Source organism: Ochrobactrum soli, from assembly GCF_003664555.1.
GTDB classification, from domain to species: Bacteria; Pseudomonadota; Alphaproteobacteria; order Rhizobiales; family Rhizobiaceae; genus Brucella; species Brucella teleogrylli.
The window spans coordinates 180,794-197,225 of record NZ_RCHH01000003.1 but is presented as its reverse complement, the minus strand read 5'-3'; the positions used below and the strand labels follow the sequence as shown (position 1 = coordinate 197,225).

The window sequence follows — 16,432 nt, the reverse complement described above, 5'->3', positions numbered from 1 at the left end:
ACTGCTTGCAATAAAAACCCGGCTCAAGGCCGGGTTTTTTGTCATATTCATCCAAAAATTCAGGCCAAATATTTTTTCCAGATTGCCTTGTCACCCATACCCTCAATCAGTGCGGCATGGGCTGCACGTTCCGTTTCGCTGATGCGGGGAGCAAGCGGGGCAGGGCGCACCGCCAGCACAATGGCGGCGCTGCCATCGGCTGCATTATCCCTGTTTGCCCCACCATCCTGGCTGAGACCAAGCGCCGTCTGCTTGCCGCCGATCAGCTCGATATAGACTTCCGCCAGAATCTGGGAATCGAGCAAAGCGCCGTGCAGCGTGCGGTGCGAATTGTCGATGCCATAACGCTTGCACAGTGCGTCCAGCGAATTCGGCCCCATCGGATGTTTGCGGCGCGCCAGCGCCAGCGTATCCACAATGCGCTCCGTAGCGATTTCCGGTTTTCCAAGACGCGCGAGTTCGGCATTCATGAAGCCAAGGTCGAACATGGCATTGTGCGCGACCAGCTTGGCGCCGTCGAAGAATTCCAGAAACTCGTCCAGAATTTCAGCAAAAGTCGGCTTGTCCAGCAATTGCTCATTGCTGATGCCATGCACGGCCAGCGCTTCCGCATGCACCTGACGTCCCTGCGGATTGATGAATTTATGGAATGTGCGGCCTGTGGGAAACTTGTTGATCAGTTCCACGCCGCCAATTTCGATCACGCGATCCTCCAGCCTTTCCAGACCGGTGGTTTCGGTATCGAAAACGATCTCACGCATTGAAGAACCTCTCAAGGGATTATCTCGAACCTTATAGCACGACGAATGCGGCTATTCGGTCGCGACCGCCGGCTTTCCACTCAATTTCTCGATGACCGCTGTAATCTGCTGACGCAAATTGTCAAAACTGCCGCTGGTATCGAGCACGAAATCGGCGCGGGCGCGCTTTTCGGCATCCGGGATCTGACGCGCGAGAATGGCGTCGAGCTTTTCTTCTGTCATGCCGGGCCGCGCCAGAACGCGGGCGCGCTGAATATCGGCAGGCGCGGAGACGACTACGATCCTGTCCACGCGCTTTTCGCCGCCGGTTTCAAAAAGCAGCGGAATATCGACTAGAGCGATGGCCGAGCCTTGCGCTTCCGCCTCACGCAGAAACGCTTCTTCTTCCTCGCGCACCAGCGGATGCACGATGGCTTCCAGCTTCTTCAGGGCATCCGGCTTGCCGATCACCGTAGCGGATAGTTTTTCACGGTCCACGGTGCCATTCGTCACCGTTCCGGGAAAAGCCGCCTCGATCAGCGGCGCGGCACGGCCTGAATAAAGCCGGTGGACTGCATCGTCGGCGCTATAAACAGGAATACCCGCCTCGGCAAACATATTGGACGCCGTGGTCTTTCCCATGCCGATGGAGCCTGTCAGTCCGAGAATGATCATAGAGCGCCAGCCTTTGCCATATCCGCCAGAATATGCTCCCGCAGCGCCGCCGTCACCTCAGGCTTTTGGCCAAACCAGCGTTCGAAACCCGGGACTGCCTGATGCAACAACATGCCAAGCCCGTCCACGGTGTTCAGTCCGGCCTCTTCCGCAGCTTTCAGAAAGGGCGTTTTGAGCGGAACATAAACAATATCGGTCGCGATGACGCCTTCCGCTGCGACGCTCAGATCAAGCGGAAACCTGCCTTCGTCATCCTGATCGCCGCCATGACCGCTCATGCCGAGCGAGGTGGTGTTGACGATCAGCCCGGCATCAGCAACGCGTTGCTGCGCGGCATCCCAGCCGGAGGCCGAAACGGCAGCGCCGAAATGCGCGGCCAGTTCTTCTGCCCGGCTTGCCGTGCGATTAGCGATCCAGACCTTTGAAAAGCCGCGCGACAAAAGCGCGTGAACGACGGCGCGGCTTGCGCCGCCCGCACCCAGAACAAGCGCCGTTTCGGCATTGTCCCAGCCCGGCGCATAATCGTCGAGATTGGCGGCGAAGCCATAGGCATCCGTATTGCCGCCGCGCAGCCTGCCGCCTTCAAACCATAGCGTGTTGACCGCGCCGATGGCGGTTGCGGCACCATCAAGGCTTTCCGCTGCCGCAAAAGCCGCTTCCTTATGCGGGATCGTGACATTGCCGCCCGCGAAACCATTGGCTGCAAGCGCTGCGGCGAAAGCTGCGAAATCTTCTGGTTTGACCTCGATCGGTTGGTAAGAACCGTCAATGCCGAGCGTTTCCAGCCAGAATCCGTGGATCAATGGGGAACGCGAATGTTTAATCGGAAAGCCGGTGACGAAAGCCTTCGGTCCCGCCACGGATGTCGTGTCAGCCATCGATAAGTTGTTCCTTGCGCAGTTCGGCAAGCAGCGGCAGCAGCGGCAGGCCGACAATCGTGAAATAATCGCCTTCGATTTTTTCGAAAAGCTGGATGCCCGGACCTTCCACCTGATAGGCGCCGACGCTGGAAAGCGCGCTCTCGCCAACCCGACCGAGATAGCGCCCGATAAAAGCCGGGCTCAATGCTCGCATGGTCATGCGCGCCACCGAAACATGACGCCATAGCGTCTCGCCGTCCTTCACCAGAACCACGGCGCTGTTGAGCTGGTGCGTCTTGCCGGAAAATTGCAGAAGCTGGCGACCCGCCGCTTCCATATCGGCGGGCTTGTGGAAAATCTCTTCACCGAGCGAGAGAGTCTGGTCGCAACCGATCACCACGGCGCCAGGATTTTTCTCACTCACGTCCAGCGCCTTGGCTTCAGCCAGAACCTGCGCCACATCTTCCGGCGTAGCGCCCGTTTCATAAAGCGGGGCTTCGACGGCGCGCTCATCGATATCGGCACTTTCGTTCGAAAATTCGATACCTGCATTTTTCAACAGCGCAGAACGGAACGGGCTTTTGGAAGCAAGAATGAGCCTGGTTGTCATGACTGAAATCCTTCGTTCTTTCCAGATCGCAAAAGCGCCAATATGGCGGCTGCCGTTTCCTCGATGGAACGGCGCGATACATCGATGATCGGCCAGTTGTGCCGGTTGCAGATGTTACGCGCATAGGCCAATTCTTCGGAAATTGACACCCGGTCCGTATAAAGTCCCGTATCGAGCGACGGCACACTGCCAAGCGGGCGGTTCTGGCGGATTTGCGAAATCCGCTCGGCGGTCGCCACCAGCCCCACGATCAGCGGTCGCTTGGCCGTGAACAGCACTTCGGGAATAGGAATGCCCAATACGATTGGCACATTGGTCGCCTTCACGCCGCGATTGGCGAGATAAATGCTCGTCGGCGTTTTCGACGTCCGCGAAATGCCGACCAGAATGACGTCCGCTTCTTCGATATCGAGCGGCAATTGCCCGTCATCGTGCTCCATCGTGAAATTCAGCGCATCGATCCGGCGGAAATAATCGGCATTGAGCACATGCTGCGCGCTGGCGCGGCGGTGTGCGGGCGCGCCGAGATAGGATTGAAACGTGGTCAGCACCGGTTCCAGCACGGACACGCTTGGAATACCCATTTCCGCACAGGACTGATCGATGATCGCAGCCAGTTTCTGATCCACAATCGTATAGAGCACGATGCCGGGTTCCGCGTCGATGCCTTCCAGAACCTTGCGCAACTGCTTCTCGGTGCGGATCAGTGGATAAATATGCTCGATGGCCCGCGCATTGGCATATTGCGCCGCCGCAGCGCGCCCGGCTGCAAGGAGAGTCTCTCCGGTCGCATCAGAAATCAGATGGAGATGAAAGTAGGAAAGCGGTCTGGTCACAGTTTTGTTGCCCTCCTGTTGACGGCTGTGCGTAAGCCCGAGGCTTCTTCCACAAGCCATGGCAGGCCGTGGAAAAATTGGCAAGTCATCCACAGCGGGCGAACATGTGAGAAGCCGCCATCAACATGTGTGGACAAGACTCGCAAAATCGGGAAACCTCTCAATAATTCCCAGCTTTTCCACAAAAGCTCATAAACTGCGTCAATTGGTAACCCTTTATATTAAAAGAGGGAATTGAGTTTTTTCCGTTTTCGGTCAGACTGGCGGCGAAAAATTGCACAGGATGCGTTGGCAATTTCTGAACTGTGGGGAAAACCGGAACAGACCTTAATCCCCGATTCCAACAGACTCTAAGAATCAAAAGATTCCTGAATCATCCTTTCTTTATGAGAACCGGACTGGATAACTTCAGACCAAAACCGGATCAGACAACCAACAGGGCGGAAAAAAATCAGATGAAGCGCAAAGTCTTGAGAGTGATCGACGGTGAAGCGGTCTTTCCACCTCCCATCTGGATGATGCGTCAGGCCGGTCGCTACCTTCCGGAATATCGCGAGACACGGAAGAAGGCAGGGAGCTTTCTCGATCTGTGTTATTCGCCCGATCTGGCAGTCGAAGTGACGCTTCAGCCGATCCGCCGTTTTGGCTTTGATGCAGCCATTCTGTTTTCCGACATTCTGGTCATCCCTCACGCCCTTGGACGTGACCTTCGCTTTGAAGAAGGCAAGGGGCCTTTAATGACCCCGATCGACGCGGACGAGATATTCTGGCTTGAGACCGAAGGTGTCGCCAAACGGCTGGAGCCGGTCTACGAAACGGTTCGGCTACTGCGCGAGCAACTGCCCGACGAAACGACGCTGCTCGGCTTCTGTGGCGCGCCCTGGACCGTTGCGACCTATATGATCGCCGGTCACGGCACGCCGGATCAGGCGCCAGCCCGCCTTTTCGCCTATCGTTTCCCGGAAGCCTTCGAAAAGCTTTTGAATGATCTGGCGGATGTGTCCGCCGAATATCTCATCGAACAGCTGGATGCAGGCGCGGACGCCGTACAGATTTTCGATTCCTGGTCTGGTGTTCTGGACGAAGATTGCTTTGAGCGGTTCTGCATCCAGCCGGTGGCGCGGATCGTTCAGAAAGTTCGCGCGGTCTATCCCGAAGCCCGCATTATCGGTTTCCCGAAGGGTGCCGGAATGCTTTATGCGGGCTACCGCGAAAAGACCGGTGTGGACGTGCTCGGCCTCGACTGGTCGGTTCCGCTCAATTTCGCCGCCGCCTTGCAGGAAGATGGCGCCATTCAGGGCAATCTCGATCCGTTGCGCGTTGTCGCGGGCGGTTCGGCACTCGATGAAGGTGTAGACGCGATCCTGGAACGTCTCGGGAAAGGTCCGCTGATCTTCAATCTCGGACATGGTATTACGCCGCAAGCGCCGGTCGAGAATGTCCAGCGTATGATTGATCGCATTCGTGGAGAAAAATCGTGAGCCAGCCGACCTCGAAGGGCAGCACCAAGGCCGCCTATATTCGCATGATCGCAGCGCTTGTCATCGTGGTGCTTGGCGTTTGGGCATTGTTTCACGTGAATCCAACCGATGCCTATCTCTGGGTAAAGGCGGTTCACGTCATTGCCGTCATTGCCTGGATGGCCGGAATGCTCTATCTGCCACGGCTTTTCGTCTATCACACAGCGGCCAAGCCGGGCTCAGAAGCTTCCGAGACTTTCAAGGTGATGGAAAAGCGACTGCTGCACTTCATCATCAATCCCGCCATGGCGGTGACCTGGATCGCCGGTATCTGGATGGCATGGGAGATTTTCCGCTTCCAGGGCGGGTGGCTGCACGCCAAGCTGCTGCTGGTCGTGCTGATGTCCGGCATGCATGGCTATCTTTCGAAGGCGACACGCCTTTTCGCGGAAGACCAGAACACGAAATCGGCAAAGCACTGGCGAATCGTTAACGAAGTGCCAACGGTGCTGATGGTCCTGATCGTCATTCTGGTGATCGTGAAGCCATTTTAATTGCAGTTTTAAATGAAAAAGAAACCCGTTTGGTCGGGTTTCTGCCATTTTCTCGTTGCAGAATTTTTGCGCAGTCACTACATGTGACTTGCTCTTCATATTGCAAATCGATATGAAGGAAACCTCTTCCCTTCCTGATCGCAGGCCTTCGATGCCGGTCAAGCCAACCAGCTGACCAACTTTCCGAACAACTGCATTTTCTCCTTATATTTCAAAAGAGTTCCTCATCCATGCAGGAAATGAAACTACAAGAACTAAAAAATAAAACACCGGTTGAGCTGCTTGCTTTTGCCGAAACCCTTGAAGTCGAAAATGCGAGCGCGATGCGCAAGCAGGAACTGATGTTCGCGATTCTCAAGAAGCTGGCTTCGCAGGATGTCGAGATCATCGGTGAGGGCGTTGTCGAAGTGCTGCAGGACGGTTTCGGCTTCCTGCGCTCCGCCGACGCCAATTATCTGCCAGGCCCCGACGATATTTATATTTCCCCTTCGCAGTTGCGCCGCTTCTCGCTGAAGACCGGCGATACGGTTGAAGGCCCGATCCGTGGCCCGAAGGAAGGCGAGCGTTATTTTGCGCTTCTCAAGGTCAATTCGATCAATTTCGAAGACCCGGAAAAGATTCGCCACAAGGTCCACTTCGACAATCTGACGCCGCTCTATCCGAATGAGCGTTTCAAGATGGAACTCGAAGTTCCAACCTCCAAGGATCTGTCGCCGCGCGTCATCGATCTGGTTGCGCCGCTCGGCAAGGGCCAGCGCGGCCTGATCGTCGCTCCGCCGCGTACCGGTAAGACCGTTCTGCTGCAGAACATCGCACATTCGATCACTGCCAATCATCCGGAATGCTATCTGATCGTTCTTCTGATCGATGAACGTCCGGAAGAAGTGACCGATATGCAGCGTTCGGTGAAGGGCGAAGTCATTTCGTCAACCTTCGACGAACCGGCTGCCCGTCACGTTCAGGTTGCCGAAATGGTCATCGAAAAGGCCAAGCGCCTGGTGGAACATGGTCGCGATGTCGTGATCCTGCTTGACTCGATCACCCGTCTTGGCCGCGCTTACAACACTGTTGTTCCGTCGTCGGGTAAAGTCCTGACCGGTGGTGTGGACGCCAATGCGCTCCAGCGTCCGAAGCGTTTCTTCGGTGCTGCACGCAACATCGAAGAAGGTGGTTCGCTTACCATCATCGCGACCGCGCTGATCGATACCGGCAGCCGTATGGACGAAGTGATCTTTGAAGAATTCAAGGGCACGGGTAACTCGGAAATCGTTCTCGACCGCAAGGTTGCAGACAAGCGCATCTTCCCGGCCATGGACATTCTCAAGTCCGGTACGCGTAAGGAAGATCTGCTCGTCCCACGCGCCGATCTCCAGAAGATTTTCGTTCTGCGCCGTATTCTCGCGCCGATGGGCACGACTGATGCAATCGAGTTCCTCATCGACAAGCTCAAGCAGACCAAGAGCAATGGTGAGTTCTTCGATTCGATGAACACGTAATCGCGCTTCAAGCGCTCCGACAAATTAAAGCTACGCTGGGTAACCGGCGTGGCTTTTTTGGTGTTCATGCTCCGCCGGTCAGAAGAATGCGCAATGCTTCGCCGTTTTCCACTGGTGGCAGGCACACATGGCCTTTGCAGAACCAGGCGGAGGGCTTTTCAGCCTTGGCTGTGCCGCCTGTGGGCAGGTCGATCTCAGCATCCGCTGTGAAACTGACGATCTTATCCATACGCCGCGGATCAGGGTTTCGATTCGCTATCGTAACAAGCTCATCCTGTTGGGATTGCGCGGCGACAACGAGAGATAGCGGTTCAGCTGCCATACGCGCAGCATTCAATATGCCGATCTGTCCATATTGCTGCGCCAATGCGCGGCCCAGTGCCTGCTCAATCAACGTTTCATTGCTTTGATAAAGCGCCATATCGCCGGTTGCGAGGAAAAGGCGCGTCAGTGCTTCAATGATCTGGCTGGTCGCACTGGGGATCGCCTCATCATAATCTCCATAGGCGTGAAGAATAACATCGTCGGCATCGAGTGCCGAGAGACGATAATTGCCTGACGCATCCCGGTGATGTGCATGGAGCGCTTGCTTCAGCTTCTGCGCATCATCCACGTAAGCGCGGTCAGCACTTGCTTCATAGAGCGCCAGCGCGGCATTGATCATGCCGGCATAGTCTGTCGAAAGGGCAGGGTAGACTAGCCGATCTTCCATACGACAATGCGCCATTTGTCCCGCACGAAACGGCGCCATGATGGCGTGATAGGCTTCGATGGCGAGCGTGGTCCAGTCCGGTTTTGAAAAGCTCCGCCCTGCCTCTGCGAGTGCCCGGATTGCCAGTGCGTTCCAGTCGGTGAGCGCCTTATCATCCCGTCCGGGGCGAATGCGTGTTTCACGCTGTGCGAAAAGCTTCGTCTTGGCATTCCGTATCAACGGCGGAACCGACGCCCCATCGACGTCAAGCAGGCGGTTCAGAATAGTATGGCCTTCCCAGTTGCCACCCGGTGTAACGCCATAAAAGGTCTTGAAAGCTGCGCTGTCTCCTCCCAGAACGCGGTCGATCTCTGCTTCACTCCAGACGTAGAATTTTCCTTCTTCGCCTTCGCTGTCGGCATCCAGACTGGACGTGAAACTGCCATCCGGCAGGCGCATTTCCCGAACCAGCCAATCGATGGTTTCTTCGATTCGGTTACGGAACAAGTCATCCTTGGTTTCCGCATAGGCATAATTAGCGTGACGGATCAGTTGGGCATTGTCGTAGAGCATCTTTTCAAAATGTGGCACCAGCCAGTCCGCATCGGTGCTGTAGCGACAAAGACCACCGCCGATATGGTCGTAAATGCCACCTTGCAGCATGGTTTTTAGCGAGTGGATAAACTTGTCCCTGCTATCGCTGTCGCGATTATAAAGCCAGGATAGCCACAGAGCGTCCATGAAAGGGGCATTGGGAAATTTCGGAGCGCCGTCAATACCACCCCGGACGGGATCGAACATGGTCGCGATCCGTGTGGCGATCGCATCGAAACGGGAAACTTCGTTCTGGCTACCTTCGCTCTGCGCAGCGAGCTTGCCTTCCAAATGATTGAAGACCGCTTCGGCATTATGGTTAATTTTTTCTTTATTTCCTTGCCAGAGACCATTCACCGCGTTCAGTACGTCGACAAAGCCCGGCATGTTGTAGCGCGCATGCCGCGGAAAATAGGTGCCGCCCCAGAACGGCTTGCCGTCGGGGCGCAGAAACACGGTCAAGGGCCAGCCGCCCTGCTGTCCCATGGCGCCGAGGGCTGCCATATAGATCTGGTCGATATCCGGCCGCTCCTCGCGGTCCACTTTCACATTGACGAACAGGTCGTTCATGACTGCCGCAACATCGGCATCTTCAAAAGACTCGTGGGCCATGACATGACACCAGTGACAGGCGGCATAGCCGATTGAAAGCAGGATAGGGCGGTTCAATTCCCGCGCCGCGTCGAGGGCTTCCTTTCCCCAGGGTTGCCAGTGAACCGGGTTGTCCGCATGTTGGCGCAGATAGGCACTGGGTTCCGCAGACAGCCTGTTTCTGCTGATATCCGTCATGAGGCTTCCCTTTCAGCGTTTGAATGAATATGCACTGAGCTTAATTTCAATCCTCTTGGCAAGATTGATATAGGTCAGGAAACGCAATGAACGACACCGCCGTGCATCACGATACGATTTTCGCACTGTCCAGTGGAAGGCTCCCGTCCGGTGTTGCTGTCGTGCGTGCGTCCGGCCCCAAAGTTCGATTCATTATCGAAACGATTATCGGCGGCGAAATCAAACCGCGCTATGCGGCCTATAAGACATTCCGTTCCCGAAATGGAGATGCGATCGATCGCGGATTGGCGCTCTTTTTCCCTGGACCGCATAGTTTTACCGGCGAAGACTGCGTTGAATTTCATCTTCATGGCGGTATCGCCGTCGTAGAAAAGCTGTTGCAGGAACTGAGTGAGCTTGCCGGATGCCGCATCGCAGAAGCGGGCGAATTTACGCGTCGGGCCTTTACCAACGGTAAGATGGACCTGACAATTGCCGAAGGTCTCGCCGATCTGATTGCCGCAGAGACCGAAGGCCAACGACGCCTTGCCTTGCAGGTGGCTTCGGGTGCGCAACGGCAGCTCTACACGGAATGGCGGCAGCAGCTTGTGCGCGCCCGTGCCTTCATCGAAGCAGAACTCGATTTTGCCGATGAAAGCGACGTGCCGGGTTCTGTTTCCGATCAGGTATGGCGATCTTTGCAAGCGCTGCATAAGCAAATTGATTTGCACATTGCCAGCGGAAAGCGTGCTGCCATGCTTCGCGACGGATTGCATGTGGTGATTGCTGGCGCTCCCAATGCTGGTAAGTCCAGCTTATTGAACTTTCTCGCCGGGCGCGAAGTGGCGATCATTTCCGAAGAAGCCGGAACCACGCGCGACCTTCTGGAAGTAAAACTCGATCTCAATGGCATCCCGGTTTATGCCACCGATACGGCGGGTTTGCGCGAGACTGAAAGCGCCGTCGAAAAGATAGGCATTGAGAGAGCCCGCGAAAGAGCATCGGAAGCAGACCTCATTCTCCTCCTCGAAGATATGAGTAATCCGATTGACGTGGTGCTGGAAGAAGCCGACGTTGAGATATGGCATATCGGAACCAAGGCTGATCTCGCTGGCACCCAGATTGATAGATGGACTTTACAAATCTCCATCAAAGGCGGTTCAGGATTGGAAGAGCTTCTCGCGAAACTCCAGTCTTTTGCCGAAGCACGCATTGGTCAGATCAACGATGCGGTTCCGACGCGACAGCGCCATATAAATTTGCTCCGCTCGACACTGAGCGAAATCGAAATCGCTTCCACCCGCGATGATCTTCCGCTGGAGCTTCGCGCCGAAAATATGCGCCGAGCCTCACAATATCTCGGACGTATTACAGGCGATGTGGATGTCGAGGAAATTCTCGACGTGATCTTCTCCCAGTTCTGTATCGGCAAGTGATTCACGTGAAACATTGTCTCGTGAAGCACCGACAAAGCTCGGGAAATGTTTCACGTGAAACATCTGTGGAATCCGCCAATGTTGGTTGACTCCCTCTTATCTTGATGAGTCAGCGACCTTGAACGCTTTTAATTGATCACTCGTCACGCTTTTATCCTTCCGTTTGAAACGCTTTCATGGCAAAAGCTGTCTCTTAATCCAGGGATGCGAGAAATGAGTTCGGCTGAGTCTACAGTCTTCGATGTTATTGTTGTCGGTGGCGGTCATGCGGGCTGCGAAGCTGCGTCGGCTGCCGCGCGCGCTGGCGCACGCACGGCATTGGTGACACATCGCTTTGATACCATTGGCGTTATGTCCTGTAATCCGGCTATTGGTGGTTTGGGCAAGGGGCATCTCGTTCGCGAGATTGATGCGTTGGACGGTTTGATGGGTCGAGTTGCCGATAAGGCAGGCATCCAGTTCCGCTTGCTGAACCGACGCAAGGGACCAGCCGTTCGCGGCCCTCGTACCCAAGCTGATCGCAAACTGTATCGTCTTGCAATGCAGGACATGATCAGTAAGCAAGAGAATTTGACTGTCGTTGAAGGTGGTGCCTTCGATATCAAAACCGAGAATGGTAACGTCACTGGTGTCGTGTTGTCAGATGGTCGGCTGTTGAACTGCGGCGCTGTCGTGCTGACGACCGGCACTTTTCTGAACGGCCTCATTCACATCGGCGAGAAGAAGATGCCGGCTGGGCGCATGGGTGAGAATCCGGCACTTGGGCTTTCGGATACTTTGAAGACGCTTGGCTTTGCATTGGGGCGCCTCAAAACCGGCACGCCACCGCGTCTTGATGGACGGACTATCGATTGGGCAAACCTCGAAACCCAGTCTGCCGATGAGAACCCGGTCCCGTTTTCTTTGATGACGGATCGTATTACGACACCGCAGATCGATTGCGGTATTACGCGCACGACGCCGGAAACCCACGCGATCATTCGCGCCAATCTGCATCGCTCGGCCATGTATTCCGGCTCGATTGAAGGTATCGGCCCGCGCTATTGCCCATCGGTTGAAGACAAGATCGTCAAGTTCGGGGATCGCGACGGCCACCAGATATTCCTGGAGCCGGAAGGTCTGGATGACGATACCGTCTATCCGAATGGTATCTCGACCTCTTTGCCGGAGGATGTGCAGCTTGCAATCCTGAAGACCATACCCGGTCTTGAGAAGGCAGTGATGCTGCAGCCCGGCTATGCAATCGAGTATGACTTCATCGATCCGCGCGAGCTGAAGCGCAGTCTGGAAACGCGGCGCGTCAATGGTCTGTTCCTCGCTGGCCAGATCAATGGCACGACAGGATATGAGGAAGCGGGCGCCCAAGGTCTTTTGGCCGGCTTGAATGCGGCGCGGCGGGCAGGGGGCGATGAGCCGATCATCATCCAGCGCACCGAAGCCTATATCGGCGTGATGGTGGATGACCTCACGTCTCGCGGTGTCAGTGAGCCATATCGCATGTTCACATCACGCGCGGAATTCCGTCTTTCTTTGCGTGCGGATAATGCTGATCAGCGTTTGACGCCGCTGGCAGATCGTCTCGGTATATTAGGCGCAGAGCGCAAGAAGCGGTTTGATGAACGTCAGGAAGCATTGTCTGCCGCACGGGAATTGACACAGTCGCTGTCGATTACGCCAAATCTCGCAAGTCGTTATGATTTGCATCTCAATCACGACGGTGTTCGCCGCTCGGCCTATGATTTGTTGTCTTATCCCGATATTGACCTGACGCGGTTGAATCCAATCTGGCCTGAACTGGGCTCAATAGATCCGTTCACGCGCGAAGCGCTGGAAATTGAAGCGCAATATGCGGTCTATATGGAACGTCAGCAGACGGATATCGCTGTCATGGAACGCGAAGAGCGTTTGTTGATTCCCGCTGGTCTGGATATCGACGCGATTTCGGGCTTGTCCAATGAGTTGAAGCATAAGCTCAAGCAGCGTAAACCGGAAACGATTGCCGAAGCGCAACGCGTCGACGGGATGACACCAGCTGCTTTGGCGCTGTTGATCGCACAAATCAAGAAGCATGGCTCGCGCCGACAGGTTGCCGCGGAACTGGCGGAAGGGAAGGGCGCGGCGTGAGTGCTATTATGAGTGCGGATCGTCGTTGCGAAAGCCTTCGCCGGATTAATCCTTCTGTTTCACGTGAAACAGTGGATCGCTTGATTGCATTCGAAGAGCTGTTCCGAAAATGGTCAAAAGCGATCAATCTGGCCTCTCCATCGACATTGGCGGACCTGTGGACCCGTCATATTCTCGATAGCGCGCAGGTTTTCCCGCTGGCGCCCAACGCTAAACGCTGGCTCGATATCGGTTCTGGGGGCGGATTTCCCGGCATCGTCACGGCCTGCTATCTGGCGGATCAACCCGATAGCCGTATCGATCTGGTGGAAAGTGCGGGCAAAAAGGCTGCTTATCTGCGTACCGCTGCCGGACATTTGAATGTTCCCGCTCATATTCATGCGGCTCGTATCGAGTCGATGTGGGAAAAACTCGAAACGCCGGACGTTGTTACCGCCCGGGCGCTCGCCTCATTGAATGATCTTTTCGGTTTGACGGAGCCCTGGCTCGTCAGCGGCGCCAAGGCGCTTTTCCAAAAAGGTCGGGATTACCAGAGGGAAATCGATGAAAGCCGTGTCGGTTGGGATTTCGATCTGGTAAAACATCAAAGTGCTATCGATCAGACTTCGGTCATCCTCGAAATCAGCAACTTGCGACGCAAAGCAAATTGAATCCGAGAATTTGGCAGATCTGGAAAGCGGCAGGGCGACGGTAATGAACAAGATGTCCAGGATCATAACCATTGCGAACCAGAAGGGCGGCGTCGGTAAAACCACGACGGCGATCAATCTGGCCACAGCATTGGCGGCAATAGGCGAAACGGTTCTCATCGTTGATCTCGATCCGCAGGGTAATGCCAGCACGGGATTAGGGATTGACCGCCGCAACCGTCCGCTGTCTTCCTATGACGTGCTGACGCAAGAGGCGTCAGTGCCGGAAGCTGCGATGCAGACCGATGTGCCCAATCTCTTTATTGTGCCATCGACGCTCGATCTGTTGGGTATCGAGATGGAAATCGCACAATCCGCAGACCGTACGCGCCGTCTGCGCGATTCTCTACGCTTCGATTCCAATGTTTCCGAACGGTTTTCCTATGTTCTGGTGGATTGCCCGCCATCATTGAACCTGTTGACGCTGAATGCCATGGCCGCTGCGGATTCCGTGCTTGTGCCGTTGCAGTGCGAGTTCTTCGCGCTGGAAGGCTTGAGCCAACTGTTGCAGACGGTCGATCAGGTGCGCTCGACCATCAATGCCGAGCTTTCCATCCAGGGCATCGTGCTGACGATGTTCGATAGCCGCAACAATCTGGCTTCCCAGGTGGTGGATGATGTCCGCGCCTTCATGGGCGAAAAGGTCTATCGCACTGTCATTCCGCGCAATGTGCGCGTATCGGAAGCCCCATCCCATGGCAAGCCGGCCATTCTCTATGATTTGAAATGCGCGGGAAGTCAGGCCTATTTGCAGCTTGCGTCGGAAGTTATCCAGCGCGAGCGGCAGCTGAAAGCCGCATAGCAAGCCTATCGATTCGACTACGTAACAATTGCAGGAATTTGCCGAACGATGAACGACGATCCTTCAAAGAAGCGCCTTGGCCGCGGACTGGCCGCCCTGATTGGTGAGATCGACCGTCCGGTCGAGGAGCGCAAAACGCCAGTTCCGATTGAACGTAATGTGCCCATCGAGTTCGTCACGCGCAATCCGCGCAATCCGCGACGCATGTTCGCGGAAGCAGAACTCGAAGATCTGGCCCAGTCGATCAAGGAACATGGTGTTGTTCAGCCAATCGTGGTGCGTCCCGCGCCCGGTCAGCCTGATCATTTCGAGCTGATCGCCGGCGAACGCCGCTGGCGCGCATCGCAGCGCGCAGGCGTCGATACGATCCCTGTTATCGTCCGCGATGTGGATGATCGCGTCGCTCTTGAGATAGCGATCATTGAAAACGTTCAGCGCGCAGACCTGAACGCAGTCGAAGAAGCGTTGGGATATCAACAGCTTATCGATAATCACGAGTATACGCAGAACGATCTGGCGCAGGTGATCGGCAAGAGCCGTAGCCATGTGGCCAATACGTTGCGCCTTCTCAAGCTGCCGCAACCGGTGCAGGATTTTATCGTTGACGGTGCGCTGTCTGCCGGGCATGCGCGCAGTCTTATCACGATGGACAATCCGACGGTTCTGGCAGAGCGGATTGTCAAGGAAGGCTTGTCGGTCCGTCAGGTGGAAGCTCTTGCGCAGGCCGAAGCGCGCGGCGGCGCGGAACCGAAACCGGGCAAGGCTGCTCCAGTCGAGAAAGACGCCGACACCAAGGCGCTTGAAAAGCTGCTATCCGATGTGACAGGCATGAAGGTCGAGATCAATCATCGGGACCGGGGCGGCGAGGTGAAAATCCGCTACAGCTCTCTGGAGCAACTCGATGAAATCTGCCGCCGCCTTCAAAGCTGATTTGTTCGTTTGTGGAATAAAAGAACCCCGGCATCTACACCGGGGTTTTTATTTGCGGATTGTTTCACGAGCAGGCAGTTAGCGCCGTGCGTTGCGCATAGCTTCCACACCGATAGCCATCAGGCATTGGCGAATGATCGGAATGGCAAGCGCGGAATTCTGACGGCTTTCCAGCACGGCACGCTGGAGACGCTCCAAAACGCGTGAAAGGCTTTCGCCGCTCCAGCGTCCGACTGCTGTTTCGATCAGCCTTTTACGATTGAAGAAGATGGGTGGCCTTGCACCGGCCACGACAACGGACGCGCTTTTGCGTTCGCTATCCATGATATAGCGCAGGCCCTGTATCTGCTGGAATTGCCGCATGGCCGTGTTCAGCACCAGAAAAGGCGCTGTGCCGGATTTCACGACACGGTCGAATGTGATTTCAAATCGCTGCAAATCACCGGCAATGACTGCATCCACGACCTCGTCTGTCGACAGGCCTGCAACATCGCCCACCGCTTCGCGCACATCGTCAATGTCGATACGTTCCTTGCCGCGCGCATAGAGGCAGAGCTTTTCCAGTTCGCCGCGGGTGGCAAGGCGGTCGCCGCCAAGGCTGGCGCGAAGCAGCTGACGCCCATCGAGGGTGATCTGCAGCTTCCATTCGGCCAGCACATCATCAATGACACCATCGATGCCGCGCGCATCATCCGTATAGCAGGGCAGCGCCATGCCCGCCGAGGCGTTCTCGACGGCGCTGCGCAACCCTGCGCCCTTCTTCAGATCACCGGCTTCCACAAGGATGAAGGTTTCATGCGGCGGTTCGGCTGCCAAGAGCTTGACCGCATCGGCGAGTTTCTTCTGCCCGGCGGCGTTCTTGATCCAGATCAAGCGGATGCCACCGAACATCGAAATAGTGCGCGCTTCATCGGCGAGCTTCGAAGGATCTGCATCAATCTCGTCGGCTTCCATGCGAATGACGGCAAAGGGATCGTCGAGCGGCAGCTTTGTCGCCTCGGCATAGCGGCGCGCTCGCTCACTCACCAGCCCTTTATCCGGGCCATAAAGAAGCACGACCGGAAACGAGCTGCTCGGTCTGCTCAGGAAACCATCGACTTCATTTGCTTTTTTCTGCGCCATAGTGGGTTCTTAGAGCATTTCTGGCAGAAACAAAACAGCCGCCGT

15 protein-coding genes are annotated in these 16,432 nt (G+C 55.8%); 8 read left to right on the top strand and 7 right to left on the bottom strand.

What is annotated here, in order from left to right; translation table 11 throughout:
* Nucleotides 1–59: 59 nt before the first annotated feature.
* From dnaQ to D8666_RS06330, 5 genes are read right to left on the bottom strand one after another with little or no spacing between them, the layout of a single operon-like run.
* The gene (gene dnaQ / locus D8666_RS06350; protein ID WP_121536878.1) at nt 60–761 is read right to left on the bottom strand and encodes a DNA polymerase III subunit epsilon; all 702 of its coding nucleotides are present in this window, start codon (nt 759–761) and stop codon (nt 60–62) included.
* A gap of 51 nt (nt 762–812) precedes the next feature.
* Nucleotides 813–1,415, bottom strand: coding sequence for a dephospho-CoA kinase (gene coaE / locus D8666_RS06345; RefSeq protein WP_109370024.1), 603 nt, complete (start codon nt 1,413–1,415; stop codon nt 813–815).
* Nucleotides 1,412–2,293: a shikimate dehydrogenase gene (locus tag D8666_RS06340; RefSeq protein WP_109370023.1), complete on the bottom strand. Its 882-nt coding sequence runs from the start codon at nt 2,291–2,293 to the stop codon at nt 1,412–1,414. Before D8666_RS06340 ends, coaE begins: the two co-directional genes overlap by 4 nt.
* Nucleotides 2,286–2,885, bottom strand: coding sequence for a Maf-like protein (locus D8666_RS06335; protein WP_121536876.1), 600 nt, complete (start codon nt 2,883–2,885; stop codon nt 2,286–2,288). The genes D8666_RS06340 and D8666_RS06335 overlap by 8 nt, the downstream gene beginning before the upstream one ends.
* On the bottom strand, nt 2,882–3,721 hold the full coding sequence (locus D8666_RS06330) for a pyruvate, water dikinase regulatory protein (protein WP_121536874.1): 840 nt from the start codon (nt 3,719–3,721) through the stop codon (nt 2,882–2,884). The genes D8666_RS06335 and D8666_RS06330 overlap by 4 nt, the downstream gene beginning before the upstream one ends.
* Before the next feature lie 455 nt (nt 3,722–4,176).
* On the opposite strand from D8666_RS06330, the gene hemE reads away from it, so the two are divergent.
* The 3 genes from hemE (at nt 4,177) to rho (ending at nt 7,231) form a co-directional block, all read left to right on the top strand.
* Nucleotides 4,177–5,202 (top strand): uroporphyrinogen decarboxylase, encoded by a 1,026-nt coding sequence (gene hemE / locus D8666_RS06320; protein WP_121536872.1) that lies wholly within the window; start codon nt 4,177–4,179, stop codon nt 5,200–5,202.
* A 44-nt stretch (nt 5,203–5,246) separates the two neighbouring features.
* Nucleotides 5,247–5,735, top strand: a complete 489-nt coding sequence (gene hemJ / locus D8666_RS06315; RefSeq protein WP_121537421.1) for a protoporphyrinogen oxidase HemJ — start codon at nt 5,247–5,249, stop codon at nt 5,733–5,735.
* Between the two features lie 230 nt (nt 5,736–5,965).
* Nucleotides 5,966–7,231 (top strand): transcription termination factor Rho, encoded by a 1,266-nt coding sequence (gene rho, locus D8666_RS06310; protein WP_109370019.1) that lies wholly within the window; start codon nt 5,966–5,968, stop codon nt 7,229–7,231.
* Between the two features lie 64 nt (nt 7,232–7,295).
* On the opposite strand, the gene D8666_RS06305 is transcribed toward rho, so the two are convergent.
* Nucleotides 7,296–9,305 (bottom strand): thioredoxin domain-containing protein, encoded by a 2,010-nt coding sequence (locus D8666_RS06305; RefSeq protein WP_121536870.1) that lies wholly within the window; start codon nt 9,303–9,305, stop codon nt 7,296–7,298.
* 86 nt (nt 9,306–9,391) lie between these two features.
* Here D8666_RS06305 and mnmE point away from each other — a divergent pair, with 86 nt between their 5' ends.
* From mnmE to D8666_RS06280, 5 genes are all read left to right on the top strand, one after another.
* Nucleotides 9,392–10,720 (top strand): tRNA uridine-5-carboxymethylaminomethyl(34) synthesis GTPase MnmE, encoded by a 1,329-nt coding sequence (gene mnmE / locus D8666_RS06300; protein ID WP_121536868.1) that lies wholly within the window; start codon nt 9,392–9,394, stop codon nt 10,718–10,720.
* A gap of 213 nt (nt 10,721–10,933) precedes the next feature.
* A complete protein-coding gene (gene mnmG, locus D8666_RS06295) occupies nt 10,934–12,844 on the top strand; it encodes a tRNA uridine-5-carboxymethylaminomethyl(34) synthesis enzyme MnmG (protein WP_121536866.1) in 1,911 nt (636 codons plus the stop codon).
* Between the two features lie 8 nt (nt 12,845–12,852).
* Nucleotides 12,853–13,494: a 16S rRNA (guanine(527)-N(7))-methyltransferase RsmG gene (gene rsmG, locus D8666_RS06290; protein WP_121536864.1), complete on the top strand. Its 642-nt coding sequence runs from the start codon at nt 12,853–12,855 to the stop codon at nt 13,492–13,494.
* A gap of 43 nt (nt 13,495–13,537) precedes the next feature.
* The gene (locus D8666_RS06285; protein WP_121536862.1) at nt 13,538–14,335 is read left to right on the top strand and encodes a ParA family protein; all 798 of its coding nucleotides are present in this window, start codon (nt 13,538–13,540) and stop codon (nt 14,333–14,335) included.
* A gap of 48 nt (nt 14,336–14,383) precedes the next feature.
* The gene (locus D8666_RS06280; RefSeq protein WP_121536860.1) at nt 14,384–15,265 is read left to right on the top strand and encodes a ParB/RepB/Spo0J family partition protein; all 882 of its coding nucleotides are present in this window, start codon (nt 14,384–14,386) and stop codon (nt 15,263–15,265) included.
* Between the two features lie 78 nt (nt 15,266–15,343).
* Here the strand turns inward: D8666_RS06280 and holA are convergent, their stop codons facing one another.
* Entirely contained in the window at nt 15,344–16,387 is a 1,044-nt protein-coding gene (gene holA / locus D8666_RS06275) for a DNA polymerase III subunit delta (RefSeq protein ID WP_121536858.1), read from the bottom strand.
* Nucleotides 16,388–16,432: the final 45 nt, after the last annotated feature.

What these genes read in the sequence shown, in the direction of transcription:
- dnaQ (WP_121536878.1), bottom strand. Translation starts at nt 761, where the DNA reads ATGCGTGAGATCGTTTTCGATACCGAAACCACCGGTCTGGAAAGGCTG.
- coaE (WP_109370024.1), bottom strand. Translation starts at nt 1,415, where the DNA reads ATGATCATTCTCGGACTGACAGGCTCCATCGGCATGGGAAAGACCACG.
- D8666_RS06340 (WP_109370023.1), bottom strand. Translation starts at nt 2,293, where the DNA reads ATGGCTGACACGACATCCGTGGCGGGACCGAAGGCTTTCGTCACCGGC.
- D8666_RS06335 (WP_121536876.1), bottom strand. Translation starts at nt 2,885, where the DNA reads ATGACAACCAGGCTCATTCTTGCTTCCAAAAGCCCGTTCCGTTCTGCG.
- hemE (WP_121536872.1), top strand. Translation starts at nt 4,177, where the DNA reads ATGAAGCGCAAAGTCTTGAGAGTGATCGACGGTGAAGCGGTCTTTCCA.
- hemJ (WP_121537421.1), top strand. Translation starts at nt 5,247, where the DNA reads ATGATCGCAGCGCTTGTCATCGTGGTGCTTGGCGTTTGGGCATTGTTT.
- rho (WP_109370019.1), top strand. Translation starts at nt 5,966, where the DNA reads ATGCAGGAAATGAAACTACAAGAACTAAAAAATAAAACACCGGTTGAG.
- D8666_RS06305 (WP_121536870.1), bottom strand. Translation starts at nt 9,305, where the DNA reads ATGACGGATATCAGCAGAAACAGGCTGTCTGCGGAACCCAGTGCCTAT.
- mnmE (WP_121536868.1), top strand. Translation starts at nt 9,392, where the DNA reads ATGAACGACACCGCCGTGCATCACGATACGATTTTCGCACTGTCCAGT.
- mnmG (WP_121536866.1), top strand. Translation starts at nt 10,934, where the DNA reads ATGAGTTCGGCTGAGTCTACAGTCTTCGATGTTATTGTTGTCGGTGGC.
- rsmG (WP_121536864.1), top strand. Translation starts at nt 12,853, where the DNA reads ATGAGTGCGGATCGTCGTTGCGAAAGCCTTCGCCGGATTAATCCTTCT.
- D8666_RS06285 (WP_121536862.1), top strand. Translation starts at nt 13,538, where the DNA reads ATGAACAAGATGTCCAGGATCATAACCATTGCGAACCAGAAGGGCGGC.
- D8666_RS06280 (WP_121536860.1), top strand. Translation starts at nt 14,384, where the DNA reads ATGAACGACGATCCTTCAAAGAAGCGCCTTGGCCGCGGACTGGCCGCC.
- holA (WP_121536858.1), bottom strand. Translation starts at nt 16,387, where the DNA reads ATGGCGCAGAAAAAAGCAAATGAAGTCGATGGTTTCCTGAGCAGACCG.